Genomic DNA, 25,685 nt, shown 5'->3' with positions numbered 1-25,685 from the left:
GTCACACCCGTTCCCATTCCGAACACGGCAGTTAAGCTCTTCAGCGCCGATGGTAGTTGGGGGTTTCCCCCTGTGAGAGTAGGACGTCGCCAAGCAGGTTTCATATGGAGGATTAGCTCAGCTGGGAGAGCATCTGCCTTACAAGCAGAGGGTCGGCGGTTCGATCCCGTCATCCTCCACCATTTTACACCTGCCGGTGTAGCTCAACTGGTAGAGCAACTGACTTGTAATCAGTAGGTTGGGGGTTCAAGTCCTCTTGCCGGCACCATTTTAAGATAGTACAAGCACGAGCCATTAGCTCAGTTGGTAGAGCATCTGACTTTTAATCAGAGGGTCGAAGGTTCGAATCCTTCATGGCTCACCATTTATATGCGGGTGTGGCGGAATTGGCAGACGCACCAGACTTAGGATCTGGCGCCGCAAGGCGTGGGGGTTCAAGTCCCTTCACCCGCATCTTTCATGCGGAAGTAGTTCAGTGGTAGAATACAACCTTGCCAAGGTTGGGGTCGCGGGTTCGAATCCCGTCTTCCGCTCCACTTTTCGTATGTGCCGGGGTGGCGGAACTGGCAGACGCACAGGACTTAAAATCCTGCGGTAGGTGACTACCGTACCGGTTCGATTCCGGTCCTCGGCACCATCATAAATATGCGCCCGTAGCTCAATTGGATAGAGCATCTGACTACGAATCAGAAGGTTGTAGGTTCGACTCCCGCCGGGCGCACCATGTTTTTATTGCGGGAAGTAGCTCAGCTTGGTAGAGCACTTGGTTTGGGACCAAGGGGTCGCAGGTTCGAATCCTGTCTTCCCGACCACGTGATTTTTAATGAATGGGGCCTTAGCTCAGCTGGGAGAGCGCCTGCCTTGCACGCAGGAGGTCAGCGGTTCGATCCCGCTAGGCTCCACCATTTTTCAATCAGATACTTATATTATATTGGCGGTGTAGCTCAGCTGGCTAGAGCGTACGGTTCATACCCGTGAGGTCGGGGGTTCGATCCCCTCCGCCGCTACCAATAAATATAAGGACCTTTAGCTCAGCTGGTTAGAGCAGACGGCTCATAACCGTCCGGTCGTAGGTTCGAGTCCTACAAGGTCCACCATATTCATTTTTATTAAAGCCGTGGAGGTATACCCAAGTTCGGCTGAAGGGATCGGTCTTGAAAACCGACAGGGGAGTCAAATCCCGCGGGGGTTCGAATCCCTCTACCTCCTCCATTTTTTCTAAAAGCAGCAAGTTGTTTTAAAACAACCTTACATAAAGGATGCGGACGAAACAATATACACGAAAACTTGATGCAAATCGTTTCATTATTACCGTCGCGGGGTGGAGCAGTCCGGTAGCTCGTCGGGCTCATAACCCGAAGGTCGCAGGTTCAAATCCTGTCCCCGCAATTATTAGGTCCCGTGGTGTAGCGGTTAACATGCCTGCCTGTCACGCAGGAGATCGCGGGTTCGATTCCCGTCGGGACCGCCATTCTTTAAAATGAATACATATGTGGCTCAGTAGCTCAGTCGGTAGAGCAAAGGACTGAAAATCCTTGTGTCGGCGGTTCGATTCCGTCCTGAGCCACCATATCTTAAAAAATTATGGCGATTGTGGCGAAGTGGTTAACGCACCTGATTGTGGTTCAGGCATTCGTGGGTTCGATTCCCATCAGTCGCCCCATTTCGCGGGTGTAGTTTAGTGGTAAAACCTCAGCCTTCCAAGCTGATGATGAGGGTTCGATTCCCTTCACCCGCTCCAAATATGGGCCTATAGCTCAGCTGGTTAGAGCGCACGCCTGATAAGCGTGAGGTCGATGGTTCGAGTCCATTTAGGCCCACCATATTCATATTGTTCCGCAGTAGCTCAGTGGTAGAGCATTCGGCTGTTAACCGAACGGTCGTAGGTTCGAGTCCTACCTGCGGAGCCATGGGGAAGTACTCAAGAGGCTGAAGAGGCGCCCCTGCTAAGGGTGTAGGTCGCGCGAGCGGCGCGAGGGTTCAAATCCCTCCTTCTCCGCCAGTTGGCCCGTTGGTCAAGCGGTTAAGACACCGCCCTTTCACGGCGGTAACACGGGTTCGAATCCCGTACGGGTCATAACAAAAAGGGAAGCATACATGAATGTATGCTTCTTTTTTTCATTTCTTTTCATTAATATAACCATCTTTTTGTTTATAGGGAATGTCTCCAAGATTGGATTCTATATTTTCTTCTTCCAGGATATCTTCATATTCCTTTTGCTTTTTGTTCGGTATATTCACTCTAGTTTTACCTTCGATATCATTTGCGGCAAATCCTTCATAGTCTTCAGGAAATCCACCCGTTTCATCCTCGTTTTTATAAAGATCATTATAATTGTCGTGATCGCCGGTATAATCAGATGGCGTTTCTGATGTACCGAATTTGGCCACTTCACCAAAGCTATCTTCTTTATCCGCCATTTCGATTCCATGACGGTTTTCAAAATGGTCACCTTTGGATGGAATCAGTATATCCTCTTCCGCTGGCCGGTCTTGTGAAGGTGGCCGTTCTGGGGCATGCTCGACACAGTAGAGGGTGCTTGGGATAGCTTCAAGCCTCTCGATGGGGATTTCCATATTGCAGGTTTTACAATGGCCATACGATCCTTCTTCCATGGCTTTCAAAGCTTCATCGATTTTCTCCATTTCGGATTGTGCATGCTCATCGAGTGCTTGATTCCGTTCCATCTCGAATAATTCGGTTCCTAGGTCAGCAGGATGATTATCATAGGATGATAATTCACCTACGGATTCCGTCTGGCTATTATCCAGAACGGATTGTTCATCATTTTGAATTCTATTACATAGCTCATTTTTTTCCTGAAGCAGTTCTTTTTTGAATTTTTGTGTTTGTTGTTTAGTTGCCATATCCGATTCACTCCTTCTAAAGTCAAATCTCTTTTTATATAGGTAAGATGGTTGTATTATCTATTACCCGAATCGGAGTATAGGAAAACAATATGGAACGGAAGATAGAAAAAAGGACTGAGCGGATGAGCTCAGTCCTCGGAGATTATATAAGATAGCTGATGAATAATCCAATGGCCATGAGTAAGCCAAAGAATGTGTTCGTTTGGGCCGTGGCTTTCATTGCTGGCACCATCGTGATCGGCTGCGTTTTACCCACGAAGCCTTTGATTGCGGCCATGGCCTTCGGTATGCTAAGGAAGGCAAGGAGAATCCACGCCGTTACGCTTCCGGTAAGAACTAGCCCAACAAGCCATAGATAAGAGAAAGCGAACATGATTGCCATGAATGTCAGGGCGTTTTTCCTGCCCATCACTACTGGCATCGTTTTACGGCCATGTGCCTTATCACCATCATGGTCACGGAGGTTATTGGATAAGTTGATCAGCCCGACCAGTATCCCACTTGGGATGGCAATTAAGATGGCTGTTGAAGAAACATCACCGGTTTGAATGAAAAAGGCGATCAGGATTATCAAAAAGCCCATGAACAATCCAGAAAAAAGTTCCCCGAATGGTGTATATGAAATGGGCAGCGGACCGCCTGTATAAAGATAGCCTACAAGCATGCAAACCAGTCCCACTGCAGCAAGCCACCAAGATGATGCGGCACAGATATAGATTCCAATTATCAAGGCGATGGCATACATGCCAAGGGCCAAGGTCATGATTAGTCTGGGGGTCATCCCATGACGGACGATCCCGCCGCCGATGCCTACGGATTCCTCCGTATCCAATCCTCTCTTGAAATCATAGTATTCATTGAATAAATTGGTTGCAGCTTGAATCAGGATACTTGCAATCATCATGGCAGCGAAAAGTAACCAATTCACTCCATCTTCCAAAAGTGCAATCACAGTTCCAAGTAAGACTGGGACAAAAGCTGCGGTTAGTGTATGTGGACGAATTAACTCCCACCAAATCTTCCAGGTCCGTTTAAGGGGAAGTCCGTCGTATTCTGTTTGCATTATTTCTCTCCTCAAAATCATTATTGGTTCTCTCGAAATTATAACAAATATTGAAATGTTGCACAAAAGGTTATCCTAATAAATGCAGGAAAAGTGGGTAAGGATGATAATTGGAATTCATCGATGATTCATTTCCAAAATCAAGGGTATTTCTCTACATTCGCTAAGATTCATATAATAAGGAAAAAAGCAGGGGAGAATCGTTCGGTAAAGGGGCGTTTTATTGACATGAGGTTCAAGGGAGGTGTATCTTTAAATAGGTTAAATAGCTTTTAAAATGTACATTTGGGGGGATTTTTTTGGCTATCTCAGAGGAAACTGAACAGTTTCAGGGACTGGCTTCAGCTATACAAAAGGCGAAGGACTTGAATGATCAAGTTCTATTCAGTCATATTAAGAAGATTAAATGCAACAACCCCCTTTCATTTTATCAAGCTGGAAGAGAACGGTATGCGGGTGAACGCTTTTTCTGGGAGGACCCTGCAAAGGAAATAACCATCACCGGTTTAGGCAATGTTAAGAAACTCAAAGCGGCATCGAATGCCGAACGTTATAGAGAAGTCGAAAAGAGCTGGATCAAACTGCAGAATAATGCTGTCAAAACAGGAGTGACCGATGTAGAAGCGACAGGTCCTTTACTGTTTGGAGGCTTTTCTTTTGATTATGAAACTGACAGTACGTTCCTTTGGAATCAGTTCGGGGACAACCTGTTTTATATACCTGCCTTCATGCTGTCAATAGTGGGGAAACAAGCTTACTTAACGACAAACTTACTTTGTTCGCCTGATGATTCAGAAAAACTCTTCATAGATATGATAAATGAACGGGAAGCTTTCCTTTTCGAAAGCTTGGATGGCAATGGATTGGGTGCAAATTCCCTTGTTATGCAGAGGGAAGTCGAACCTGAGAAATGGAAGCGGACGGTCGCAGAGGCTGTTGAGGAAATCAAGACGACAGATCTCGACAAGATCGTTTTGGCAAGGGAGCTTCGACTTGGTTTTGAACGTTCCATCGATTCAGGGAAAGTGCTTGAACAATTGATTGCTGAGCAGCCATTGAGTTATATTTTCAGTTTGGAGGCTGGTGGTGACTGTTTTGTCGGTGCCACTCCCGAACGTTTGATTAAGAAACAGGGAAATGAAGTTTTTTCTACCTGTCTTGCTGGTTCGATGCGGCGAGGTAAAGATGAGCAAGAAGATGTTTGTCTTGGTGAAGAATTGCTTCATGACCAAAAGAATTTACAAGAGCATCAATATGTCGTGTCGATGATATCCAATGCTTTTGATTCTGTATGCGAAAAGGTGATGGTCCCGGCCGGACCGACACTTATGAAAAACCGTCATATCCAGCATTTGTACACACCGGTTCGCGGTACATCCAAAGAAGGTGTCACGATTTTTGAATTCGTCGAGAACCTCCATCCTACACCTGCTATGGGCGGACTTCCAAAAGAAAAGGCTATTGTCCGAATTCGGGAAATGGAAGGTCTGGAACGCGGCTTTTATGCGGGTCCTTTAGGCTGGGTGGATACGTATGGAAACGGGGAATTCGCTGTAGGGATACGTTCTGCCCTAATACAGAACAACGAGGCATCGCTCTTTGCCGGATGCGGAGTAGTGGAAGATTCGACTCCCGAAAGTGAATTCCGGGAAACGGGGATTAAATTCAATCCGATGTTAAGTGCTTTAGGAGGAAATCTTAATGAATGACCGAGATGCATTGACAGCGTACGCTGCTTCATTCGTCGATGAGCTGGCACAAAATGAGGTGAAGCATGTGGTGGTGAGCCCAGGTTCACGATCCACGCCCCTAGCTTTGTTGCTAGTGGAACATCCTGATATCGAAATTCATATTAATGTGGATGAGCGTTCGGCAGCTTTTTTTGCCCTTGGTTTGGCTAAGGCCTTAAAAGAACCTGTCGGACTTCTTTGTACGTCCGGTACAGCCGCTGCAAACTATTACCCAGCCGTCATCGAGGCTTTCTATTCAAGAGTGCCGCTTATTGTACTTACCGCTGACCGCCCGCATGAATTGCGTGATGTCGGAGCACCGCAGGCAATCGATCAGATACATCTTTACGGGAGACATGTAAAATGGTTTGTCGAAATGGCACTTCCTGAAAGCACGGATGGGATGATGCGTTATGCCAGAACGGTCGGTGCAAGGGCAGTGGCTTCAGCTGCAGCTGAACCGGCAGGGCCTGTACATTTGAATTTCCCGCTTCGGGAACCATTGATTCCGGACCTGGACCAAGCAAAGGAGTACAGGCAAAATAATAGGACGCCTGCAGTGTTGATTGACAGTGGAGAACGGTCTTTGTCAACATCACAAATAGAAGCTGTTGCAACTACATTGTCAAAAGCTAAGCAAGGTATGATTATATGTGGCGAGTTACCGCATCCAGAGATGAAGGAAGCCATCGTCAAATTAGCGGAAAAACTTGCTTTTCCGGTACTGGCTGATCCCCTTTCACAATTAAGGAGCGGAAGTCATGACAAAGCCGTCATCATTGATGCGTACGATACGTTTCTGCGCGATGAAACGGCAAAAGCAGCTTTCAGGCCGGAAGTGATCTTACGATTCGGGGCAATGCCTGTTTCTAAACCATTATTGTTATTCATGAAAAAACAAAAACAGGCAATCACCTTGGTCGTCGATGGCGGAGCAGGCTGGCGAGAACCAGCCGGATTGGCAACGAATATGATTTACAGCGAAGAGAAAGAATTTTGTCTGCGAATTGCTGAAAGCATTACTTCTTCCCCTGATGATGAATGGCTTCGCTTATGGCAAACCGTCAACGGAGCGACGAAGGATGCCTTAGCCTCCGTCAGGGATGAAGCGGAGTTAAGCGAAGGCAAGCTGTTCGCCCTGCTTGCTGATATGATGCCATTGGAGTCGACATTGTTTGTCGGGAATAGTATGCCTATACGTGATTTGGATACTTTCTTTTTGAATAATGGAAAAGGAATCAAAACCATTGCTAATCGCGGGGCTAATGGCATCGATGGTGTCGTTTCCACTGCACTTGGCGTAAGCACGGTATCGAAAAATACAGTGCTGGCAATCGGGGATTTAAGCTTTTTCCATGATATGAATGGCTTGCTTGCAGCAAAACTTCAAAAACAAAATATCACGATATTGCTGGTTAATAATGATGGCGGCGGCATTTTTTCCTTCTTGCCGCAGGCGAATGAGAGGGAACATTTCGAAACGCTATTCGGCACGCCTCATGGGCTTGATTTTTCCCATACTGCCCAGCTTTATGGCGGTAAATACAACAAGGTGCAAAATTGGGATGATTTCGAGAAGGTATTTACAGAGTCATTCGAAATTCAAGGTTTGAAAATCATTGAAGTACCGACAGAAAGAGAGTCCAATTTACAAAAGCATCGAAATTTGTGGAGCTTTGTTTCCCAGGAAATAAAAATGGTGTTAGATAGGGAAATATCATGAATATTGTCAGCAAGGATGTCAATTATGCTGTTGAAATAACGGGAAATGGAGATCCTCTTGTACTTTTACATGGATTTACGGGAAATCGGGATACATGGAAATTCCTCATCCCGCTACTGAGTGACAGGTATACGTTGATCATGGTCGACATCATCGGACATGGCATGTCTGCATCACCAGCCGATCATCGAAGGTATGAGCTTGAGAAAGTGGCTGAGGATATCAAGTATATTTTGGATGTGTTACATTTCCCGAAGGCCCATATCCTTGGATACTCGATGGGCGGAAGGCTCGGATTGGGATTTGCCTGTTTGTATCCTGAGTATGTTGATACATTGATACTTGAGAGTGCTTCACCAGGCCTTTTAACAGAAGAGGAACGGGAAATCCGTAGGGGAAATGATCGGAAGCTTGCCGAACGGATTCTTGTAAATGGCATGGAAGCGTTTGTGGATCAATGGGAAAACATCCCGCTGTTTGAAAGTCAAAAACGGTTGTCGGCCAAAACCAGGACGGCCATTCGGGAGCAGCGGTTGGCAAATGACCCTGCCGGCCTTTCCAATAGCCTTCTTGGTATGGGGACCGGCAGTCAGGCTTCATACTGGGAGCAACTGCAAACCCTTGATTTCCCGGTGCTCCTTGTAACAGGTGAACTCGACAGTAAGTTTTGTGACATTGCGGACTCGATGAAGAAAAGGCTGAAGCGGGCCGAATGGAAAATAATAAATGATGCGGGACATGCGATTCATGTGGAAGTTGGAGAAAAGTTTGGTAAAATAATAAGTGAGTTTTTAAAGCGAAATAAAAGGAGGAATTAAGGTGACGATTCAATGGGAAACAATACGTGAGTATGATGAAATTTTGTATGAAAAATATAACGGGATTGCGAAAGTATCCATCAATCGACCGCATGTACATAATGCATTCACGCCAAAAACGACTGCTGAAATGATTGATGCATTCGCAAGGGCGCGCGATGATTCCAGCATTGGTGTCATTATTTTAACAGGTGTAGGCGGCAAAGCATTCTGTTCAGGCGGAGACCAAAAGGTCCGCGGAAATGGCGGATATGTGGGTGAAGATAACATTCCGCGTTTAAATGTTCTTGATTTGCAACGTTTGATTCGCGTAATTCCAAAACCAGTCGTAGCCATGGTGGCAGGATATGCAATTGGTGGAGGAAATGTCTTGAACGTGGTATGTGACTTGACGATTGCTGCTGACAATGCAATTTTCGGACAAACTGGACCGAATGTAGGAAGCTTTGATGCTGGTTATGGTTCTGGCTACCTTGCACGTATCGTGGGTCATAAAAAGGCGCGTGAAATCTGGTACCTATGCCGTCAATACAATGCACAGGAAGCATTGGATATGGGATTGGTCAACACGGTCGTGCCATTAGACCAATTGGAAGTGGAAACGGTTAAATGGTGTGAAGAGATGCTTGAGAAGAGCCCGACTGCACTTCGTTTCTTGAAAGCGGCAATGAACGCTGATACTGATGGCCTTGCAGGCCTTCAACAATTGGCTGGTGACGCTACACTTTTATACTATACAACAGAAGAAGCAAAAGAAGGCCGCGATGCATTCAAAGAAAAACGCACTCCGGACTTTGGGCAATTCCCTCGTTTCCCTTAATGAAACGCGTGAATCGATGAGACTGACAGCTTGGCGGAAAATCGCCGGGCTGTTTTCTATATCAAAAAGGAAGAGGGTAAGCAGCAATGGCAGAAGAAAAGTTGCCGAACTGGCTGAAAAATCGGGCGCATCTTTCACCGGATCGCCCGGCAATTGAGTTTGAAGGTCATACGTATAGCTTTCTTGAACTTCATACATTATCGGAGAAGATGGCTGGTAAGCTGGCAAGCATTGGTCTGGGCGCTGGCGATTCATGCGCGGTTTTGCTCCGTAACCATATTGATGGTGTTGTCGTTATCCATGCACTATTTTATCTCGGTGTGAAGATTGTGATGCTGAATAATAAGCTAACGGCAAAAGAGCTGTCCTGGCAGATCGAGGATAGCGGAACGGCCTATTTGGTTTCAGAAGGATCCTTCTCCGGCAAACTCTCTGATATTTGTGAGATTCTCCCGGATTTGAACCTTCATTTAATGGAAGAATTGCCGGATGAAGGCACGGCAGGGATACTTCAAGAGTTTTACCTTGAGGATACCGCTACGATCATGTATACATCCGGTACGACAGGAAATCCAAAAGGGGTGATCCAAACATTCGGCAACCATTGGTGGAGTGCCGTAGGGTCTGTTCTGAACCTTGGACTGCATGAGGAGGACTCTTGGTATTGTGCGGTTCCGATCTTTCATATTAGCGGTTTATCCATCTTGATGAAAAATGTGATTTATGGCATGAAAGTCGTTTTGGCGGAACGTTTCGATGAACGGGAAGCAAACCGGAGCATTCAGGAAAATGGCGTGACGATCATTTCGGTCGTGACGGCTATGCTGAATAGGATGGTACAGGATATGAAGGAAACAAGCTATCCAAAAACCTTACGCTGTTTCCTGTTGGGCGGCGGCCCTGCTCCCGTCCATTTGCTTGAAGTATGTAAGGAGAAAGGGATTCCCGTCTATCAAACATATGGAATGACCGAAACGTCTTCACAGATTGTGACACTGGCACCGGAATATAGCATGACAAAAATCGGCTCAGCAGGAAAGCCTTTGTTTCCTTCGCAGTTACGGATAGAGAAAGACGGCACGATGTGTGAACCGGGTGAAGTGGGGGAAATCGTGGTTTCGGGTCCGAATGTGACGAAAGGCTATTTTAATCGGATGGATGCTACACAGCAGGCCATTACCGATGGATGGCTTTATACTGGGGACCTTGGTTATCTCGATGAGGAAGGCTTTTTATATGTACTTGACCGACGGTCGGATTTAATCATTTCCGGCGGTGAAAATGTCTACCCGGCCGAGATTGAAAATGTCCTTAGTAAGCATCCTGATGTTTTCGAAGCGGGAGTGACGGGGACAGACGATGAAAAATGGGGGCAGGTCCCGCTTGCTTTTGTTGTCCTGCATCAAGGTGCAGAGCTAGGTGAGAGCGAACTGCTGGAATATTGCAGGGGGTATTTGGCATCTTATAAAATTCCCCGGAACGTGATTTTTTGTAAGGAGCTTCCCCGGAATGGCGCAAGCAAGCTTCTGAGACGGGAACTGAAGAAGGAGATGGGGGAATGGCACTGAAGTTATCCTCCATTTCACTAAAGCTCATTAAGGCCCCTTTAAAGCGGCCATTCAAGACACATCTCGAAACGGTGAACGACCGGGAAGTGATAATAGTCGAAGCGATGGATGAAGACGGATTGATTGGATACGGGGAAGCTGTCCCTTTTACAAGTCCTTGGTATACCGAGGAAACGATCAAAACATGCTTTCATATGTTGGATGACTTCTTAATCCCGCTGACATTGGCCAGTCAGATCAGGCATCCTGATGAGCTGCAGAACTTATGGAGCGGAATCAGGAGGAATGCGATGGCGAAGTCAGCTTTAGAGCAGGCAATCCTCGATTTGTATGCGAAGCAGAAAGGAGTCTACCTTGGACGGCTGTTTGGCGGCGAAAGAAGTGAAGTGGCCGCTGGCGTAGTCGTTGCATCGAATGATATAGAAGATGCGATGCGCCAGATCGAGGATTTTTCAGGATCTGGTTATCAGCGTTATAAAATAAAAATAAATCCTCAAAATGATTTGGAGTTTTTGGCGGAAATCCGTCGGGCCTATTCCGATATCCCTCTAATGGCAGATGCCAATTCAGCGTACACTCTTGATGACATCCCGCATCTTCAGAAGCTTGATGACTTTAAGCTGATGATGATTGAGCAGCCGCTTGGGCATGATGACATTGTGGAACATTCATTTTTGCAGAAACAGCTGCAGACACCCATTTGCCTTGATGAAAGTATAAATTCTTTTCATGATGCCAAAAGTGCACTGTCGCTCCGGAGCTGTGGGGTTATCAACATTAAGATGGCTAAAGTCGGCGGCTGGATGGAAGCTGTAAGGATTCATGATCTATGCCTGGGAAATGATGTGCCCGTTTGGTGCGGCGGTATGATTGAATTTGGCATTTCACGTGCACATAATATTGCACTTGCCACATTAAAAGGGTTCACGATTCCAGGGGATATATCATCTTCAGCACGTTATTGGGATGGAGATATAATCGATCCTGAAGTCATCGTCGAAAACGGCATGATCCAAGTTCCCGATAAAGCTGGAATCGGTTTTGCCATCAATGAAAAGCGGCTAAAGGAATTGACTACATTTAGTAAACTGTACAAGTGAAACATCAAAGGAGGTGCACGGCCCACCTCTTTTGATCAAATATTGATCCTATCTCCTTTTACTCCCACGGTCTTTGTAACTCACCCAATTAGTACTTTATTGGACGGAAACCCCACCCTTTTGGAAAATGATTTTAATAGGATACTAACAAATCAGTTCATTGTTTTTCCTGACTTGCTAGCCAAGATCCCGCTATATGCTTGTTTTAATGAGGCTTGGCAGACAGTCGGCGGAAAGGGAGCGTATGACTGAAATCAACCAGGAACATTTTTAATTTGTCTGCAGTTTTTTAGAAAAATCATTTAAATGACGGATAAATCATAATTTTTTTCGGAAAATGGGGCTTTGTCTATTTTTCCCCAACTGGATTATTTTGTATAATGAGATTAAAAGAATGGCGACCAAAGGGAAAAGGAGGGGAGAGTGTATGAAAAAACCGTACCTTATTGCGGAAATTCTACTAAGAAGAGGCATGCCTGACTATGTCATAAAAGAAGTGACGGCTTTGGAGGAGTGCGAGCTGTTTCTTTTGAAGAGAAAGTGGGGCCTGTATGACCGGAAGACAGGTGCGTAAAGATTAAAAGTAAAAAGGGAACCGTTTCGAGCCGGTCCCCATGCGTTTAAGGTTTTTTAAGCCGGTACCTATTGACTGGACGGCCTATGCTGCCATATTGTACGTCAAGCTGAAGAACTTCTTCACCATGCAAGTATTCAAGATAGCGCCTTGCTGTAACTCTGGCGATTCCAATCCCATCAGCCACTTCTTCTGCAGATAGTGACCCAGGCTGGGTCTTTATGAACTTCGTCACTTGCTCAAGAGTCGTGCCATTCAATCCTTTCGGAACATCATATTTCGGACTCGCTTCAGAATTTGTTTTATTTTGAAAGAGAATCCGGTCGAGCTGATTTTGCGAAATTTGATGGTCAGGTTCAACCTCCATCCGAAAAGCAAAGTATTGTTCCAGCGTATGTTTTAACCTATCGAATTTAAATGGCTTGATTAAATAGTCAAAAGCCCCGTTCTGTATCATTTTTCGAATCGTTTTCTGATCATTTGCCGCTGAAATGATGATGACATCCACATCAATTTGCTTTTTTCTGATTTGATAAAGTGTATCAACCCCGTTTAAAGATGGCATGAAGATGTCCAAAATGACAAGGTCGGGTTTAGACTGCCTGATTTTTTCCAGACCTTCAAGCCCATTTGAAGCTGTATCAACTACTTTAAAGGCAGGCAGGCGCTCTATGAACTGTTTGTTGACCTCTTGGACCATTGGGTCATCTTCAATTAAAAGTACACGAATTTCGTTAGTCATTTTGGTTCTCCTCTATATCATGCATCGGAAAAGAAAGAAAAAAGCTTGTTCCTTCATTATGGCGTGTCGTGAATTTCATTTCGCCATTCGCTTTTTTTACAATTTGGTCTATTAGATAAAGACCAATTCCTGATCCTTCCGCACCTTTTGTTGTAAAACCATACTCGAATATATCCTTATGAATGTCCTCGGGAATGCCGGGTCCATTATCCTCAAGCACGATTTGACAATGACGTTCATCCTGGTAGATGGATAGATAAACCTGTTTGGTTTCCTCTGAACAATGCTTTAGCGCTGCGAATGAGTTTTCGATCAGGTTTCCGATTATCAAAACAAAATCGTGATGATCCAAATCAGCGGGGAAGCGGTCCAATTTCGTGTACTTGTCCATGATGAGCTCGATCCCGAGTTCCCGTCCCAAGGAGATCTTACTTAATATCAGCCCCACTAAATTATCATCGTGAATGTGCTTCGTTAAAAACCTGGTCAATTCCTCTTGTTCTTCCGTGATCTGAAAAATGTAATGCAGAGCTTCGTCTAGATTACCTAGCTGGATCAATCCTGCTATCGTATGAAGTTTGTTCATATGTTCATGGTTTTGAACGCGCAGGGCTTCAACGAATGCTTTGACACTAGTCAACTCTTCAGCTAGCTTCGTCACATCGGTGCGATCCTGGAAAATGGCGACGGCCCCGATGGTTTTACCCGCAATCTTTATCGGTACCCGGTTGCTTACAATATTCCGGCTTTGAACGGAGATTTCCTGATTGAAGATGGGAGATGTCCGGTCGAGCACTTCCGGAAGACGGGTATCGTGTATAATATCATTGATATTCTTGCCTATGACCGCACCGTTGATATTGAATATCTGCTTAGCCTTTTCATTGAAAATCGTGATTGCCTGATTATTATCTATGGCGATGACCCCTTCATGCATGGCATTGAAAGCGGCTGTCCTTTCAACCAACATCCGTGAAATTTCATGGGGTTCAAGTTGGAAGGTCTCTTTTTTTATCCTTTTTGCCATGAGCCATGAGCCGCATACACCGAATAGGAGTGTAAGGACCAGGATAATCGCGATTTCGCCTTTAAGGTCCTTGATTAATTCCGGTATCGTAGGCAAGATATTCCCAACCAGTACGACGCCGATTTGCTCTCTATCTCCATCAAGGATAGGGACAAAGGCGCGGACGGAAATGCCAAGTTCGCCAGCAGCCTTTGAAAGGTATTCGTGTTCAGCGAACGCAGCGCTTTCATCGCTGCTGCTGGATGGGGTCCCCAATTGGCTGAACACCGGGTGGGAATAGCGTATATGCTGATTGTTGAGTACAACTATATAATCCGCTTGATGGATTTTCCTTAAGTTTTCTATAATCGGATTAAGCTGCGTCCATCCTTCAGGCTCACGGACCAATTTTTGTACTTCAGGGAGTTCGGCAATGGTATGGGCAGTGATCATGGATCGTTTGCCGATTTCGTCTTCCCTGACCGAAACGATATTTCCGAATATAAAAATCCCGCCTATTAGTATCGAAAAAGCGACGATTACGAATGATAGCAGGGTGATTTTAATTTGTATGGGCATATGAAAGGATTTATCCATTGGTTTTCCTCCATTACTTCTATACCTAATAGTAACAGAATTTCTATCACTTTTCGCTATTTTTCGCGCATTGTATTACGACAGCAAAAAGCTGTGATAGAATAGTGATAATGTGAAGTGAGCGGTGAGGAGTTGTCGGTATGCGTGCATTATGGGGGTACTTCTTATTAATTGGCTTGGGACTGTTGGTAGCAGTGTATATATCGTTCCAATCGTTCTTTACAAGCTTCGGTTTCAATTTGCCGAAGGATGAGGAGCAGGTCGGGATGAAGGATCAAATCGTGATTAAGTTCAGTCATGTCGTTGCCGAAAATACACCTAAAGGTCTAGCTGCGAACCGATTTGCCCAACTTGTCGATGAATATACAGATCATCGTGTCAAAATAGAAGTTTATCCAAATCAGTCATTATATAGTGATCATGAAGAAATCGAAGCATTACAAGAAAACAAGGTGCAGATGATTGCACCGACTGCATCTAAAATTACGAGCATATCAAAGAAATGGATGCTATTGGACCTCCCTTACGTCTTTCCAACGGACGCTGCCTTGCAGGAAGCCTTGAATGGGGAAGTGGGGGAAGAGCTGCTTAAGCAGCTGAATATCATCGATATCGAAGGACTCGCATTTTGGTCGAATAACTATAAACAGATTACAAGCAGTAAACCGATACGGCATCCAAGTGATTTTGCAGGAAAGAATTTCAGAATCATGCCAAGTGCAGTCCTGGAAAGGCAATTCAAGCATTTTGGGGCGACAACTTCAGTTCTGGAGTTTAATGAAACGTTTAAAAGCCTTGAAATCAAAGAAACGGACAGCCAGGAAAATACGATTTCGAATATCTATTCCAAAAAATTATATGAGGTGCAAAAATATTTAACGATCAGTGACCATGGCTATTTAGGGTATGTAGTCATGATAAACAAGCAGTTTTGGAACAAACTCCCGTTGGATATTCAGCAGCAAATCCAACGGGCGATGGATGATACGACGAAATGGCTATGGATCAAATCAAATGAATTGAATCAGGAACAGCTAAGGGAAATCCAGCAAAAATCGAATATCGACATCTATACACTGTCTGATGAAGAAAAGAAAGAATGGATGGATGAGATGACCGTCATCTATCCGGAATTCGAATCAACGATTGGAACCGAATTGATGACGAAAATGGAAAAGATCCGTGAGAAGCATTTAAAGGAATGACTAAATGATGGTAAAAAAAGAGCGGACCCCAAAGGGGCCCGCTTTTTTTTATTTCAATGCAGTTTGCAGTGTCTTGATATTTTTTTCCATTAAACTGAAGTAATCTTCGCCGGCTTCGATATCTTTATCCGTCAATACGGAAAGGTTATGAAGCTCGAGTGATTTCGCTCCCATTTCCTTTTGGATGATTTCGGTTAGTTTAGAACTGATATTCTGCTCGAAGATGACGTAGTTCAAGTCTTCTTCTTTTGCCATTGTTACAATTTTTCCTAGTTCCTTTTGAGAAGGTTCATTTGAAGACGTTAGTCCTGTGACGCCAATTTGTTCCAATCCGTAGCGTTCCTCCCAATAACCATATGCAGAATGGGAAACGATGATCTTATTGGTTCGGCCCGATTCGATCGTCGTCGCGAATTTTTCATCAAGTGCCTCAAGCTTTTCGGAAAGCTCATTGAATTGGCTGTTGAAATATTCTTCCTGTTCCGGCATTTTTTTCGTTAATTCGTCCTTGATGGTTTTAGCCATGTCAATGGAATAGACGGGATCTAACCACAAATGCGGATTAACGCCACCATGGTCATGACCATCTTCTTCATGTGCATGTTCCTCTTCATGTGCATGTTCTTCTTCATGTGCATGTTCTTCTTCATCAAGATGAACCGTTTCTCCCACCGCAATTGTGCTGACGCCTTCTTTGCTTAAAATTGGTTCAGCCTTGGTTACAAAGCCTTCAAGATTATAGCCAATATAAAAAAATAGGTCTGACTCAGCCATTTTTACAATATCTTTTTGAGAGGGTTCGAATGTGTGTTCATCCGTTCCGGGAGGATAAACCGTCTCGACATTCACGTACTCCCCGCCAATGGCCTCAGTGAAGTATTGTAAAGGGTAAACCGTCGTATATATATCCAAGGCATCCTTGGTATCTTCTTTACTCGATTCTCCGGTTGAGTTGCCGCAGGCTGACAGAAATACCGCAGTAACAAGGAAAAGTGAGAGCAATGCTCGAATTTTCATATGAAATGCTCCTTTATAATTCGTATTGATTACGATTTGAATTTTATGTGGTAAAAACGAAATGATTACGATTTGACTTCTGTATGATACAAAAGATTGCAAAAGAAAGCAAGGATTTTTTCTATTGTTCCTCACCTTTTTCTTTTTTTTCGGGAACAAGGTCAATGCCCCCTGGATGAAACGGATGACATTTAAGAATCCGGATGAGTGCTAACCAGCTTCCTTTTATAGGTCCGAAACGATTGACCGCTTCCAAACCATAATGGGAACAAGTTGGATAAAAACGGCAGGTGGGCGGTTTTAATGGAGAAATAGCAACTTGGTAAAAACGGATGATTCCCATTAATATTTTTTTCAACACGATGCTTTCATCTCTTTTCGGTAAAATGACTACCTTCAATTATAGCATATTTTCTAAATTTCCAATAAGGATAAAAAAGGAATAAGCATATTGGTAATCCGATTGATATAATAAGAATTAATTTTAAAGGATGAAATATATTGTTATTCAAGGTAAAATAGAGATGACATACAATTAAGGAGTGAATTAAATGCCTTCAGTCGAAAGCTTTGAATTAGATCATAACGCTGTTAAAGCCCCATATGTTAGACATTGCGGTGTCCATAAGGTAGGAACAGATGGTGTTGTTAATAAATTTGATATCCGTTTTTGCCAGCCGAATAAACAAGCGATGAAGCCGGACACGATCCATACCCTGGAACACTTGCTTGCATTCAATATCCGTAAGCATTCCGAGCGCTACGATCACTTTGATATTATCGACATTTCGCCAATGGGATGTCAAACAGGATATTACCTTGTGGTCAGCGGCGAGCCGACAGTCACGGAAATCATCGATGTTCTTGAAGATACATTCAAGGATGCTGTTACAATTACCGAAATTCCTGCTGCAAACGAAAAACAATGCGGCCAAGCAAAATTGCATGATCTTGAAGGAGCCAAGAAATTAATGAATTTCTGGCTTGCACAAGATAAAGAAGATCTTCATAAAGTTTTCGGTTAATAAAAAAGTTCCTGTCCATTTGCGACAGGAACTTTTTTCATTTTTCAGGTTCTTCTTTTTTCCCCTCATCCTCAGGCAAAGGATCGACAGGATCCACTGTATGCTTGTAGCTGTAACCTTTTCCGATTGTTAAGACCGATAATGCCAATACAATCAGAATCACAATAATGGAGATAACTAAAACCGTAATCATACTTTACAGCTCCTAACGTTCACAATTTAGATTCATTTTAGCATAAGAACCCAGTCAGTTAATGTTTCAATTTTCGAATAGAGGGAATTATAAAAGTATAACCAACTTACGGAGGTAGATATTTATGGCTCAGAAAAAATTAGGAACTTTAGTGAATAAGGAAATTGCAAACTTCAGTGTTCTTTATACGAAAATTCATAATTACCACTGGTTCGTGAATGGACCGCACTTCTTTGAGCTTCACCAAAAATTGGAAGAGTTATATAAAGAAGTGACATCCAACTATGACGAATTGGCTGAAAGACTACTGGCCATTGGAGAAAAGCCGGTTGCTACCCTTAAAGAGTACATGGAATTAACGACGATCGAAGAAGCGACAGGTAATGAAAATACAGAAGATATGGTTCAAAGCGTCATCAGTGATTTTGAGAAGCTTTCCGAAGAGTTCCTGGAAATCATCGAAGTTGCCGAAGAAGAAGATCCGGTTACGGCTGATATGCTGACAGGCATGAAGAAAAGTTTAAACAAACATGCTTGGATGCTGCGTGCGTATTTAGGACATTAAGATTTAGGAAAAGCTCTACTTTGGTAGGGCTTTTTTTGGTTTAAAACAATAAAAAAGGCATCCATCAAAAGAGGGACACCTGACATGGTATGTATTTAATGAATATTCCTAGGCGGAAAATGTGTAGGCTTCGTGTCGCTCATACTATTTTGAGCGAACTTCCCTTTTAACGTTTCAATAATGTAAAGGCCCATTAAATTGGTTAGTTCTTGATCATCCATCTCTTGAAGCAATTCGAAAATTTCCTTGCGGTCAAGCTGTTCCAGAACCGCAAAAGTAAGCATATCAATATCTTCTTCATCACCAGTCATCTTATCACGGTACATATTGTATAATTCTTCAATTAACTTCAAAACTTTCACCTCACATTTATTAGAAATCCGTTTATCTCTTTATATTTAGGTTATCAAAAAAACCTCTGGGTGCATATAAAAATCTTAAGGGATGCTTGGGCTTATTATATGTTTTACCCTTTGAAAGATACTTTAATCTATTATTTAACATCTTTGTTCTTCTTTAAACAAAATTTTCCATTGTATGAAGTGGGGAAATACGTGAAAAATAAGCGTAGGATATATGGAAAGGGTGGATGAATGTGTCTGAAAACAGGAAAAAATATTACATTTGGCTTCCGAATGGGCAGATCACACAAGATAGGGAAAGTTCTCCATGGAATTTTGAAATCGAGGCGACAGATAATGAAATCATTAAATTACGTGAATTATTTGATTATAATTATTCAGTAGGGGAAGACAATTTTTACCGGGCACATGTCCCATACCTTCAATATCATTTTGACCGTGAAAATGATAAACAGGATATCACTCTCCAAAAAATTTACGAGATGATTTACGCCCTGGGTACTGAAGAAGGAAGACGGCATATAGAAAGCATGGGGATACTGCAGGCAAAACCAACAGACGATGGCCTCGAATATTGAGGGTCCATCGTTTTTTTTGATGTGATGCAGATTCTCGCTGGATAGTGGTTTTTTTTACCCATATAATGAAACAAGGGGCATAGCACCATTTCTTATACGGAGAGAAGGGGAAAAATGAAACGATTTCTTGATAAGAACGGATATAAGGTCGAATTCTCCGAGAATCCTGTCTTTGGAGAGCCTTGGCATGTTTTTGTGCTTAGCCGATATAAGGGCAGGTGGGTATTGACCAAACACAGAGAACGGGGATTGGAATTCCCTGGTGGTAAACGGGAAGCAGGGGAATCGATTGAAGAAACGGCCATACGGGAAGTTTATGAAGAAACAGGAGGCTTAGTGGGCCAACTGCAATTTTTGGGACAATATAAAGTACATGATCCAATGAAGCCATTCGTTAAATCAATATACTATGCCGAATTACGTGAAGTAGAGAAGAAAGAGAATTACCTGGAAACGGAAGGCCCGATCTTTATGGAATCATTGCCGGATGTACTCGGTGAGGAGTTTAGCTTCATCATGAAAGATGAGATTGTACCGTTGAGCTTATCGAGACTGGATGATGGCATTTTGCAAAGAAACGAGTGAATGGCGGAAACTCACGAGTAAACCGGCGGAATTCACGAGTAAATGGCAGGAATTCACGAGTAAACCGGCGGAATTCACGAGTAAATGGCGGAAACTCACGAGTAAACTGCCGGAATTCAACTGAAATCTTGTTTTAGCTTTGCATGAGTGAAAAACTGCCGAGGGTTATCGGCAGTTTGGTTAGTCTTTGATTAATTTTCGCTCGAGCAGTTCGACTAGTTGATACATGATTGTGGCAAAGACGGCAATGATCATCAAGGCAAGCATTACGAGGGTGAAGTTGAAGACTTGAAAGCCGTAGATGATTAGGTAGCCGAGCCCTTTGGCCGAAACTAGGAATTCCCCGACGATGACGCCGACCCAGGAGAGGCCGACATTCACTTTCAATGTCGAGATGATCGTTGGGAAGGATGAGGGTAATATGGCTTCCCGAAAAGCTTGTGTTTTTGTTGCGCCAAAAGTTTGGAGTACTTTCAGGTAGTTCGGGTCCACTTCACGAAATGCGGTGTAGACGACGATGGTGGTGATGATGATGGAAATGATCGCCCCCATCGAGATGATGGATGGGAAGCCAGGGCCGAATGCCACGATGATGATGGGGCCGAGCGCCACTTTCGGCATGGCATTTAAAATGACGAGATAGGGGTCAAGTGTTTTGGATAGTCTGGGCGACCACCAAAGCAGGGATGCCAGGATCGTTCCAAGCAGTGTCCCTATGATAAAGCCGAGAACGGTCTCGAATAGGGTCACTCCGGAATGGGATAGCAGGGTTCCATCACCCAATTTCTGTATGAAAAGATGCCACACTTTAGTTGGTGAGCTGAAGATGAGCGGATCGATCAGTTCCTTCCTGGATAAAAGTTCCCAACTGCCGAAAAAAATGATGAAAATCAGGATCTGATAAAAGCGAATGAGCCTGTTTTCTTTTTTTAATGAGGTTTTATATTGGTTATGAAGCTGTTCAATATTCAAGGCTCTCAAGCTCCTTCCAGATCGTTTGGAATAGCATCGGATACTGCGGATGGTTGCGTGCATGGAAAGGCGTGAGTTCACGCAATTCATCGGGCACCTTGAAGGTTTTGTACACGCTTCCCGGGTTCGCGGAAAACAGAAAGATGCGGTCACTCATTGCAATGGCTTCACCGATATCATGGGTGACGAGCACGGCTGTCTTTCCGAAGGATTTCAGTGTTTCAAAAACAAGGTCTTCCAGCTTCAACTTCGTTTGGTAATCAAGAGCCGAAAACGGTTCATCAAGCAAAAGGATTTTTGGGTCGACCGCCAGTGTCCGTGCCAGTGCAGCCCTTTGCCTCATTCCTCCCGATAGTTCGCGCGGATACAATTTTCCGGTGTCTCCCAATCCAACGTCGCTTAAAAGCTTCAGCGTTTTTATTCTCTCAAGTCCTTCATCTTTTTTAATCAGTTTCAATCCTAATAATATATTTTCTTCTATCGTCTTCCATGGAAATAGATAATCCTGCTGCAGCATATAGCCGATTGAAAGGTCACTGTTGGCCTTCAGCGGTTTGTTTTCGAGCAGGATCTTTCCTGAAGTGGGCGGAAATAGCCCGGCGATGATGGAAAGCAGGGTGGTTTTTCCGCAGCCGCTCGGACCTAGAAAAGAGACGAATTCACCTTTTTCAATGTCGAGGGAAATGTCCGCTAGTGCGGTCGCTGCCGTCTGATTTGAAAAATAAGTATGGTGAATGTCTTGGATTTTTAAAAAGCTCATCGGACATCCTCCTTACCTTTTGCTATGTTATTTTGTGACTTCTTCAGCAAAGTCGGTATTGACCAGCACTTCATGGCTTATACGTGAAGGAAGCTCGCCTGCTTCATCCATGATGTTTTGCAGATTGTTCCATTCTTCTTCATCAAGAATGGGGTCGGTTGCAAAGGATCCTTGTTCTTTGTAGCGGTTGATAACTGTTTCCATCGTCTCGATATTGGTATCTTCAAAATACGGCTGAATGACTTTGGCGATTTCGGCAGCATCGTTTTCCTGAACCCAATCTTGTGCTTTCTTCAATGCTCTCGTGAATTTTTCGACAGTCTCCTTGTCTTCTTTCAAATAGCTTTCCTTAGCCATATAAACTGTATATGGAAGATGCCCGGACTCGGTGCCGAAAGAAGCGACGATATAGCCTTTTCCTTCTTTTTCAAATACACTGGCCGTTGGTTCGAACAGTTGAACGAAATCGCCGGTTCCGGAAGCGAAGGCAGTTGCGACATTCGCAAAATCAATGTTCTGGATGAGGTTCAAATCTTTTTTCGGGTCTATGTTATGTTTTTTCAATACGAACTCGCCGGCCATTTGCGGCATCCCGCCTTTTCGCTGGCCTAGGAATGTAGAGTTTTTCAGCATATTCCAATTGAAGTTGTCAATTTTTTCACGTGAAACAAGAAACGTTCCATCCGTCTGTGTTAATTGAGCGAAGTTGATGACGGGGTCGTTCGAACCTTGTGCCTGGACGTAAATCGATGTTTCGGAGCCAACGAGAGCAATATCCGCCCCATCGGACAGAAGCGTGGTCATCGTCTTGTCGCCGCCTGCCGTCGTTTTCAAATCAATGCTGAGACCCTCATCTTTAAAAAAACCTTTTTCGATCGCTACATATTGCGGTGTATAGAAAAGGGAGCGGGTTACTTCGGCAATCCTGACCTTCGTTGTTTCCTGTTCTTTTTTGCCGCATGCGTCAAGCGGGATTACCAACATGCACAGAAGTAAAAATACGACACCTGCTTTACACCATTTTTTCAAAATTCCTTCCTCCTTGATATATGGGTATTTTGCCTTCATTATCGTATGAACGGAAGAAAAAAATGTGAATGCCTCTGAGGGGATAAAAACAAGCGGATGTTTTACAATAAGAATAAAGAAAGGAGAGTGGAAATTGGAGAACGGAACGATTATTTCAAAGCAGCGGTTTCCATCACCGCATCCACGAATCCATCTTTATTCAGTTACGTACATATCACAAGGTCTGAAGGTAAAGGGGTTGCTGGCTGAACCGGTTGATGGCGAAATACATGATGCCTTCTTATATTTACGCGGCGGGATTAAAAATGTCGGCAAGGTGAGGCCCGCAAGGATCGTGCAGTATGCTGTAGAAGGTTTCATCGTTTTTGCCCCTTTTTACCGTGGAAATCAAGGCGGGGAGGGAGATGAGGATTTTGGCGGCGAAGATCGATTCGATGCGATATCAGGATTCAATCTTCTTGAACAGCACCCCCAAGTGAACAAGGATCACATTCATATCCTCGGATTTTCCCGTGGCGGCATCATGGCCCTTTGGACTGGGATATCCTGTAGGAATGCAGCGTCGATCGTCACATGGGGAGGTGTGTCGGATATGTTCTTAACATATGTCGAACGGGTGGATATGCGTCGGATGATGAAGCGGGTCATCGGCGGTACACCTAAAAAATGCCCTGATCAATATGAATACCGTACACCGTTGTTTGCGATTGAAGATTTGAATGTGCCCGTCCTGATCATACATGGTGAAAAAGATGACAATGTCGCCATAGAACATGCATATCGGTTGGAAAAAAGGTTGAAAATGCATGACAAAGAGGTCGAAAGCTGGTATTTCCCTCAATTCACGCATTATTTCCCACCTGCCGTGAACAGAAAAGTAGTCGAAGATTTAACATCTTGGATGAAAAGTAAAACCGAATAATGATAGAATGAAGTATATACTAAGTATATTGGCAAGAGGAGGAGATACACATGGGCATGCCTATGGAGCTAAATACCATGATCGTTACAAAAGGGAACGAAACCCGTGAAGAAGAAAACATTTTCCGGCTGTCGAAAGCTGGTTACAGGTTATACCCAATCGATATTCCAATCGATGTCCGCAAAACGATTCAATCTGATTCAAGCGGAACAGCCGTTATCCAAAAAATTGAATGGACCAGTGAAAAGACCATCATAACGTACCAACTGCTATCACTGAATTCAACCAACTAAATAGACAAGCGCTTGCCGGGAATCGCCTTCGCTGCAAGCGCTTTTTTATTGTTTTGCAGAATTCGGCAGATGCGCGGAAAATTCAGCCTGTGTGAAAATAATTCGACCCACACAAATCCATAATCCCACCGGCATTATATCAGCGCAAAAACCCTGGTGAATATTCAATCTCCGAAATGATTGTCACTAAAAGAGTGGTAAAATGGTGTAAAGCGCATGAGGCGGGGTGATTTGATGATTTTGGTGAGTTCTTGTTTAGCGGGTCTTGAGGTAAGATACAATGGTACACACAGCTTGAATGATGGAATTATGGATTTGATGAGGGAGAAAAAGGCTATAGCGGTTTGTCCTGAGTTGCTTGGGGGTTTTTCGACACCGAGGGAACCTGCTGAGATAGTTGGCGGTGAAGGTGGGGATGTCCTTGATGGAAAAGCGAAGATCATCGAAAAGTCGGGCAGGGATGTAACGGAATTGTACATAAAGGGAGCGAATCTTACGTTATTGAAAGCCCAGGAAGTAGGGGCGACGTTAGTCGTTTTAAAAGAAAATAGTCCATCCTGTGGGAGTGCCACGATTTATAATGGGGAATTCAAGGGGGAGAAGAAGGTCGGGAATGGAGTGACCGCGGCTTTGCTTAGGCGACATGGATTCACGGTCATTTCAGAAGAAAGGTTATTCGATTATCTGGATGAAAAATGAGTAATGGCATTTTAGATAGTGTTTTTGAAAGAAGGGGAATACATGGAGGATATCAATCTTTATACTTTGCTATTTTTAGTACTTGCGGGTTTTATTGCCGCATTCATCGATTCCGTTGTAGGCGGCGGCGGTTTAATTTCGATTCCGGCTTTATTGTTCACGGGGATTTCGCCTTCAGCGGCACTTGCCACTAACAAGCTGGCAGGTACAATGGGATCTTTAACGAGTACGATTTCATTCATTCGGGCTGGAAAAGTGGATTTCAAATTCGTCATCAAGCTGTTTCCGATTACCGTGATTGGAGCGGCGTTAGGAGCATACGTTGTACATTTCGTTTCCGCAGAGGTACTGAAGCCCCTCATTTTGATCTTGCTGGTCATTGTCGCGATTTATACGTTGGTAAAAAAGGATTGGGGTAAAGATGCAAAGTATAAAGGGCTGACAAGGAAGAAAATGATTCTTTTGATTGTCATAATATTTGCGATTGGTTTTTATGATGGTTTTCTTGGGCCAGGCACAGGCTCCTTTTTATTATTTTCATTTTTGATCATTGGGTTTGATTTTGTCCAGGCTGCCGGGAATGCAAGAATATTGAATTTTGGAAGCAATATTGCCGCACTTATCATTTTTTTATCTATGGGGACCGTCAATTTTGCCTATGGAATCCCGATGGGACTTGCAATGGTCGCGGGAGCATTGGTAGGAACGAACTTCGCAATTAAGAAAGGTGCTTCCTATGTCCGTATATTATTCATTTGCGTCACGATTTTATTGATTGGAAAAAATGTCCTTAATTATTTTCATATTTTTTGATGGAGTGTTCAGCGAATGAATTCCTATTAAAAATGGCTGGGGATACAAGGCGTAT

General features: G+C 43.9%; 27 protein-coding genes, 21 tRNA genes and 1 rRNA gene. 38 read left to right on the top strand and 11 right to left on the bottom strand.

Annotated features, from left to right (window positions below; translation table 11 throughout):
- The 22 genes from rrf to ACIQYG_RS18360 all read left to right on the top strand — a co-directional run.
- A 5S ribosomal RNA gene (gene rrf / locus ACIQYG_RS18465) occupies window positions 1–95 on the top strand; the annotation flags it as partial.
- A gap of 11 nt (window positions 96–106) precedes the next feature.
- Window positions 107–182: transfer RNA gene (locus ACIQYG_RS18460), tRNA-Val, on the top strand.
- A gap of 10 nt (window positions 183–192) precedes the next feature.
- A tRNA-Thr gene (locus ACIQYG_RS18455) sits at window positions 193–268 on the top strand.
- A gap of 20 nt (window positions 269–288) precedes the next feature.
- Window positions 289–364, top strand: a tRNA-Lys gene (locus ACIQYG_RS18450).
- 7 nt (window positions 365–371) lie between these two features.
- Window positions 372–453: transfer RNA gene (locus ACIQYG_RS18445), tRNA-Leu, on the top strand.
- Window positions 454–461: 8 nt separating this feature from the next.
- Window positions 462–536: transfer RNA gene (locus ACIQYG_RS18440), tRNA-Gly, on the top strand.
- Window positions 537–548: 12 nt separating this feature from the next.
- Window positions 549–637, top strand: a tRNA-Leu gene (locus tag ACIQYG_RS18435).
- Window positions 638–647: 10 nt separating this feature from the next.
- Window positions 648–724: transfer RNA gene (locus tag ACIQYG_RS18430), tRNA-Arg, on the top strand.
- 11 nt (window positions 725–735) lie between these two features.
- Window positions 736–812 (top strand) — tRNA-Pro (locus tag ACIQYG_RS18425).
- Between the two features lie 17 nt (window positions 813–829).
- Window positions 830–905: transfer RNA gene (locus ACIQYG_RS18420), tRNA-Ala, on the top strand.
- A 28-nt stretch (window positions 906–933) separates the two neighbouring features.
- Window positions 934–1,010: transfer RNA gene (locus ACIQYG_RS18415), tRNA-Met, on the top strand.
- Window positions 1,011–1,020: 10 nt separating this feature from the next.
- A tRNA-Ile gene (locus tag ACIQYG_RS18410) sits at window positions 1,021–1,097 on the top strand.
- Between the two features lie 22 nt (window positions 1,098–1,119).
- Window positions 1,120–1,212, top strand: a tRNA-Ser gene (locus ACIQYG_RS18405).
- Between the two features lie 103 nt (window positions 1,213–1,315).
- A tRNA-Met gene (locus tag ACIQYG_RS18400) sits at window positions 1,316–1,389 on the top strand.
- A 6-nt stretch (window positions 1,390–1,395) separates the two neighbouring features.
- Window positions 1,396–1,471 (top strand) — tRNA-Asp (locus ACIQYG_RS18395).
- A gap of 23 nt (window positions 1,472–1,494) precedes the next feature.
- Window positions 1,495–1,570: transfer RNA gene (locus tag ACIQYG_RS18390), tRNA-Phe, on the top strand.
- A gap of 17 nt (window positions 1,571–1,587) precedes the next feature.
- A tRNA-His gene (locus ACIQYG_RS18385) sits at window positions 1,588–1,663 on the top strand.
- Window positions 1,664–1,667: 4 nt separating this feature from the next.
- A tRNA-Gly gene (locus tag ACIQYG_RS18380) sits at window positions 1,668–1,741 on the top strand.
- A 5-nt stretch (window positions 1,742–1,746) separates the two neighbouring features.
- Window positions 1,747–1,823: transfer RNA gene (locus ACIQYG_RS18375), tRNA-Ile, on the top strand.
- 12 nt (window positions 1,824–1,835) lie between these two features.
- Window positions 1,836–1,910, top strand: a tRNA-Asn gene (locus tag ACIQYG_RS18370).
- A 1-nt stretch (window position 1,911) separates the two neighbouring features.
- Window positions 1,912–2,002, top strand: a tRNA-Ser gene (locus tag ACIQYG_RS18365).
- A 3-nt stretch (window positions 2,003–2,005) separates the two neighbouring features.
- Window positions 2,006–2,077: transfer RNA gene (locus ACIQYG_RS18360), tRNA-Glu, on the top strand.
- 41 nt (window positions 2,078–2,118) lie between these two features.
- Here ACIQYG_RS18360 and ACIQYG_RS18355 read toward each other — a convergent pair.
- Together ACIQYG_RS18355 and ACIQYG_RS18350 are read right to left on the bottom strand one after the other, a co-directional pair.
- Window positions 2,119–2,868, bottom strand: a complete 750-nt coding sequence (locus ACIQYG_RS18355; protein WP_402840694.1) for a TraR/DksA C4-type zinc finger protein — start codon at window positions 2,866–2,868, stop codon at window positions 2,119–2,121.
- 145 nt (window positions 2,869–3,013) lie between these two features.
- Window positions 3,014–3,934: a 1,4-dihydroxy-2-naphthoate polyprenyltransferase gene (locus tag ACIQYG_RS18350; RefSeq protein WP_402840691.1), complete on the bottom strand. Its 921-nt coding sequence runs from the start codon at window positions 3,932–3,934 to the stop codon at window positions 3,014–3,016.
- Between the two features lie 299 nt (window positions 3,935–4,233).
- Here ACIQYG_RS18350 and ACIQYG_RS18345 point away from each other — a divergent pair, with 299 nt between their 5' ends.
- The 7 genes from ACIQYG_RS18345 (at window position 4,234) to ACIQYG_RS18315 (ending at window position 12,267) form a co-directional block, all read left to right on the top strand.
- Window positions 4,234–5,643: an isochorismate synthase gene (locus ACIQYG_RS18345; RefSeq protein WP_402840688.1), complete on the top strand. Its 1,410-nt coding sequence runs from the start codon at window positions 4,234–4,236 to the stop codon at window positions 5,641–5,643.
- Window positions 5,636–7,387 carry a 2-succinyl-5-enolpyruvyl-6-hydroxy-3-cyclohexene-1-carboxylic-acid synthase gene (menD, locus tag ACIQYG_RS18340; protein WP_402840686.1) on the top strand — a complete coding sequence of 584 codons (1,752 nt, stop codon included), beginning with the start codon at window positions 5,636–5,638 and terminating at the stop codon, window positions 7,385–7,387. The genes ACIQYG_RS18345 and menD overlap by 8 nt, the downstream gene beginning before the upstream one ends.
- Window positions 7,384–8,205, top strand: coding sequence for a 2-succinyl-6-hydroxy-2,4-cyclohexadiene-1-carboxylate synthase (gene menH / locus ACIQYG_RS18335; RefSeq protein WP_402840683.1), 822 nt, complete (start codon window positions 7,384–7,386; stop codon window positions 8,203–8,205). Before menD ends, menH begins: the two co-directional genes overlap by 4 nt.
- Before the next feature lie 7 nt (window positions 8,206–8,212).
- Entirely contained in the window at window positions 8,213–9,025 is an 813-nt protein-coding gene (gene menB / locus ACIQYG_RS18330; RefSeq protein ID WP_402840729.1) for a 1,4-dihydroxy-2-naphthoyl-CoA synthase, read from the top strand.
- An 86-nt stretch (window positions 9,026–9,111) separates the two neighbouring features.
- Complete coding sequence (locus ACIQYG_RS18325; RefSeq protein ID WP_402840682.1) at window positions 9,112–10,593, top strand: o-succinylbenzoate--CoA ligase; 1,482 nt, start codon at window positions 9,112–9,114, stop codon at window positions 10,591–10,593.
- Window positions 10,590–11,693 (top strand): o-succinylbenzoate synthase, encoded by a 1,104-nt coding sequence (menC, locus tag ACIQYG_RS18320; protein WP_402840726.1) that lies wholly within the window; start codon window positions 10,590–10,592, stop codon window positions 11,691–11,693. Before ACIQYG_RS18325 ends, menC begins: the two co-directional genes overlap by 4 nt.
- Window positions 11,694–12,120: 427 nt before the next feature.
- Window positions 12,121–12,267, top strand: a complete 147-nt coding sequence (locus tag ACIQYG_RS18315) for a hypothetical protein (protein ID WP_156319616.1) — start codon at window positions 12,121–12,123, stop codon at window positions 12,265–12,267.
- 46 nt (window positions 12,268–12,313) lie between these two features.
- On the opposite strand, the gene ACIQYG_RS18310 is transcribed toward ACIQYG_RS18315, so the two are convergent.
- Complete coding sequence (locus ACIQYG_RS18310; RefSeq protein WP_402840680.1) at window positions 12,314–13,009, bottom strand: response regulator; 696 nt, start codon at window positions 13,007–13,009, stop codon at window positions 12,314–12,316.
- Entirely contained in the window at window positions 13,002–14,612 is a 1,611-nt protein-coding gene (locus ACIQYG_RS18305; protein WP_402840677.1) for an ATP-binding protein, read from the bottom strand. Before ACIQYG_RS18305 ends, ACIQYG_RS18310 begins: the two co-directional genes overlap by 8 nt.
- Before the next feature lie 140 nt (window positions 14,613–14,752).
- On the opposite strand from ACIQYG_RS18305, the gene ACIQYG_RS18300 reads away from it, so the two are divergent.
- Window positions 14,753–15,817 (top strand): DctP family TRAP transporter solute-binding subunit, encoded by a 1,065-nt coding sequence (locus ACIQYG_RS18300; protein WP_402840675.1) that lies wholly within the window; start codon window positions 14,753–14,755, stop codon window positions 15,815–15,817.
- 48 nt (window positions 15,818–15,865) lie between these two features.
- Here ACIQYG_RS18300 and ACIQYG_RS18295 read toward each other — a convergent pair whose 3' ends face one another.
- Window positions 15,866–16,834 carry a metal ABC transporter solute-binding protein, Zn/Mn family gene (locus ACIQYG_RS18295; protein WP_402840672.1) on the bottom strand — a complete coding sequence of 323 codons (969 nt, stop codon included), beginning with the start codon at window positions 16,832–16,834 and terminating at the stop codon, window positions 15,866–15,868.
- Window positions 16,835–16,955: 121 nt separating this feature from the next.
- Entirely contained in the window at window positions 16,956–17,177 is a 222-nt protein-coding gene (gene yidD / locus ACIQYG_RS18290; protein WP_402840723.1) for a membrane protein insertion efficiency factor YidD, read from the bottom strand.
- Between the two features lie 208 nt (window positions 17,178–17,385).
- Between yidD and ACIQYG_RS18285 the strand changes: the two genes are divergently transcribed.
- Entirely contained in the window at window positions 17,386–17,859 is a 474-nt protein-coding gene (locus ACIQYG_RS18285; RefSeq protein ID WP_137019600.1) for an S-ribosylhomocysteine lyase, read from the top strand.
- A 37-nt stretch (window positions 17,860–17,896) separates the two neighbouring features.
- Here ACIQYG_RS18285 and ytzI read toward each other — a convergent pair whose 3' ends face one another.
- A complete protein-coding gene (gene ytzI, locus ACIQYG_RS18280; RefSeq protein WP_081113018.1) occupies window positions 17,897–18,052 on the bottom strand; it encodes a YtzI protein in 156 nt (51 codons plus the stop codon).
- 124 nt (window positions 18,053–18,176) lie between these two features.
- Here ytzI and ACIQYG_RS18275 point away from each other — a divergent pair, with 124 nt between their 5' ends.
- Window positions 18,177–18,617 (top strand): Dps family protein, encoded by a 441-nt coding sequence (locus ACIQYG_RS18275; RefSeq protein WP_283916079.1) that lies wholly within the window; start codon window positions 18,177–18,179, stop codon window positions 18,615–18,617.
- A gap of 95 nt (window positions 18,618–18,712) precedes the next feature.
- Here the strand turns inward: ACIQYG_RS18275 and ACIQYG_RS18270 are convergent, their stop codons facing one another.
- Window positions 18,713–18,979 (bottom strand): DUF6154 family protein, encoded by a 267-nt coding sequence (locus ACIQYG_RS18270; RefSeq protein ID WP_370020242.1) that lies wholly within the window; start codon window positions 18,977–18,979, stop codon window positions 18,713–18,715.
- A 227-nt stretch (window positions 18,980–19,206) separates the two neighbouring features.
- Between ACIQYG_RS18270 and ACIQYG_RS18265 the strand changes: the two genes are divergently transcribed.
- Complete coding sequence (locus tag ACIQYG_RS18265) at window positions 19,207–19,557, top strand: hydrolase (protein WP_402840666.1); 351 nt, start codon at window positions 19,207–19,209, stop codon at window positions 19,555–19,557.
- Window positions 19,558–19,671: 114 nt separating this feature from the next.
- On the top strand, window positions 19,672–20,142 hold the full coding sequence (gene ytkD, locus ACIQYG_RS18260) for an RNA deprotection pyrophosphohydrolase (RefSeq protein ID WP_402840664.1): 471 nt from the start codon (window positions 19,672–19,674) through the stop codon (window positions 20,140–20,142).
- 180 nt (window positions 20,143–20,322) lie between these two features.
- Here the strand turns inward: ytkD and ACIQYG_RS18255 are convergent, their stop codons facing one another.
- From ACIQYG_RS18255 to ACIQYG_RS18245, 3 genes are read right to left on the bottom strand one after another with little or no spacing between them, the layout of a single operon-like run.
- Window positions 20,323–21,114 carry an ABC transporter permease gene (locus ACIQYG_RS18255; protein ID WP_402840662.1) on the bottom strand — a complete coding sequence of 264 codons (792 nt, stop codon included), beginning with the start codon at window positions 21,112–21,114 and terminating at the stop codon, window positions 20,323–20,325.
- Window positions 21,104–21,874: an ABC transporter ATP-binding protein gene (locus ACIQYG_RS18250; RefSeq protein ID WP_402840660.1), complete on the bottom strand. Its 771-nt coding sequence runs from the start codon at window positions 21,872–21,874 to the stop codon at window positions 21,104–21,106. Before ACIQYG_RS18250 ends, ACIQYG_RS18255 begins: the two co-directional genes overlap by 11 nt.
- A gap of 27 nt (window positions 21,875–21,901) precedes the next feature.
- A complete protein-coding gene (locus ACIQYG_RS18245) occupies window positions 21,902–22,903 on the bottom strand; it encodes an ABC transporter substrate-binding protein (RefSeq protein ID WP_402840657.1) in 1,002 nt (333 codons plus the stop codon).
- Window positions 22,904–23,036: 133 nt separating this feature from the next.
- On the opposite strand from ACIQYG_RS18245, the gene ACIQYG_RS18240 reads away from it, so the two are divergent.
- The 4 genes from ACIQYG_RS18240 to ACIQYG_RS18225 all read left to right on the top strand — a co-directional run bounded on the left by ACIQYG_RS18240 (window position 23,037) and on the right by ACIQYG_RS18225 (window position 25,630).
- Complete coding sequence (locus tag ACIQYG_RS18240; RefSeq protein ID WP_402840656.1) at window positions 23,037–23,825, top strand: alpha/beta hydrolase family protein; 789 nt, start codon at window positions 23,037–23,039, stop codon at window positions 23,823–23,825.
- Window positions 23,826–23,875: 50 nt separating this feature from the next.
- Window positions 23,876–24,118: a DUF2584 domain-containing protein gene (locus ACIQYG_RS18235; protein ID WP_101225571.1), complete on the top strand. Its 243-nt coding sequence runs from the start codon at window positions 23,876–23,878 to the stop codon at window positions 24,116–24,118.
- 234 nt (window positions 24,119–24,352) lie between these two features.
- Window positions 24,353–24,817 (top strand): 2-thiouracil desulfurase family protein, encoded by a 465-nt coding sequence (locus ACIQYG_RS18230; protein ID WP_402840720.1) that lies wholly within the window; start codon window positions 24,353–24,355, stop codon window positions 24,815–24,817.
- Window positions 24,818–24,859: 42 nt separating this feature from the next.
- Window positions 24,860–25,630: a TSUP family transporter gene (locus ACIQYG_RS18225; RefSeq protein ID WP_402840651.1), complete on the top strand. Its 771-nt coding sequence runs from the start codon at window positions 24,860–24,862 to the stop codon at window positions 25,628–25,630.
- Window positions 25,631–25,685: the final 55 nt, after the last annotated feature.

The sequence above is a fragment of the Peribacillus sp. NPDC096622 genome (genome assembly GCF_044762665.1).
GTDB classification, from domain to species: Bacteria; Bacillota; Bacilli; order Bacillales; family DSM-1321; genus Peribacillus; species Peribacillus frigoritolerans_B.
The sequence above is the reverse complement of the archived record's forward strand: the minus strand, read 5'-3'. Positions and strand labels throughout refer to the sequence as shown.

Coding starts and splice junctions, on each gene's coding strand:
- ACIQYG_RS18355 (WP_402840694.1), bottom strand. CDS start 2,868: ATGGCAACTAAACAACAAACACAAAAATTCAAAAAAGAACTGCTTCAG.
- ACIQYG_RS18350 (WP_402840691.1), bottom strand. CDS start 3,934: ATGCAAACAGAATACGACGGACTTCCCCTTAAACGGACCTGGAAGATT.
- menD (WP_402840686.1), top strand. CDS start 5,636: ATGAATGACCGAGATGCATTGACAGCGTACGCTGCTTCATTCGTCGAT.
- menH (WP_402840683.1), top strand. CDS start 7,384: ATGAATATTGTCAGCAAGGATGTCAATTATGCTGTTGAAATAACGGGA.
- ACIQYG_RS18325 (WP_402840682.1), top strand. CDS start 9,112: ATGGCAGAAGAAAAGTTGCCGAACTGGCTGAAAAATCGGGCGCATCTT.
- ACIQYG_RS18315 (WP_156319616.1), top strand. CDS start 12,121: ATGAAAAAACCGTACCTTATTGCGGAAATTCTACTAAGAAGAGGCATG.
- ACIQYG_RS18310 (WP_402840680.1), bottom strand. CDS start 13,009: ATGACTAACGAAATTCGTGTACTTTTAATTGAAGATGACCCAATGGTC.
- ACIQYG_RS18305 (WP_402840677.1), bottom strand. CDS start 14,612: ATGGATAAATCCTTTCATATGCCCATACAAATTAAAATCACCCTGCTA.
- ACIQYG_RS18300 (WP_402840675.1), top strand. CDS start 14,753: ATGCGTGCATTATGGGGGTACTTCTTATTAATTGGCTTGGGACTGTTG.
- ACIQYG_RS18295 (WP_402840672.1), bottom strand. CDS start 16,834: ATGAAAATTCGAGCATTGCTCTCACTTTTCCTTGTTACTGCGGTATTT.
- yidD (WP_402840723.1), bottom strand. CDS start 17,177: ATGGGAATCATCCGTTTTTACCAAGTTGCTATTTCTCCATTAAAACCG.
- ACIQYG_RS18285 (WP_137019600.1), top strand. CDS start 17,386: ATGCCTTCAGTCGAAAGCTTTGAATTAGATCATAACGCTGTTAAAGCC.
- ytzI (WP_081113018.1), bottom strand. CDS start 18,052: ATGATTACGGTTTTAGTTATCTCCATTATTGTGATTCTGATTGTATTG.
- ACIQYG_RS18275 (WP_283916079.1), top strand. CDS start 18,177: ATGGCTCAGAAAAAATTAGGAACTTTAGTGAATAAGGAAATTGCAAAC.
- ACIQYG_RS18265 (WP_402840666.1), top strand. CDS start 19,207: ATGAATGTGTCTGAAAACAGGAAAAAATATTACATTTGGCTTCCGAAT.
- ytkD (WP_402840664.1), top strand. CDS start 19,672: ATGAAACGATTTCTTGATAAGAACGGATATAAGGTCGAATTCTCCGAG.
- ACIQYG_RS18250 (WP_402840660.1), bottom strand. CDS start 21,874: ATGAGCTTTTTAAAAATCCAAGACATTCACCATACTTATTTTTCAAAT.
- ACIQYG_RS18235 (WP_101225571.1), top strand. CDS start 23,876: ATGGGCATGCCTATGGAGCTAAATACCATGATCGTTACAAAAGGGAAC.
- ACIQYG_RS18230 (WP_402840720.1), top strand. CDS start 24,353: ATGATTTTGGTGAGTTCTTGTTTAGCGGGTCTTGAGGTAAGATACAAT.
- ACIQYG_RS18225 (WP_402840651.1), top strand. CDS start 24,860: ATGGAGGATATCAATCTTTATACTTTGCTATTTTTAGTACTTGCGGGT.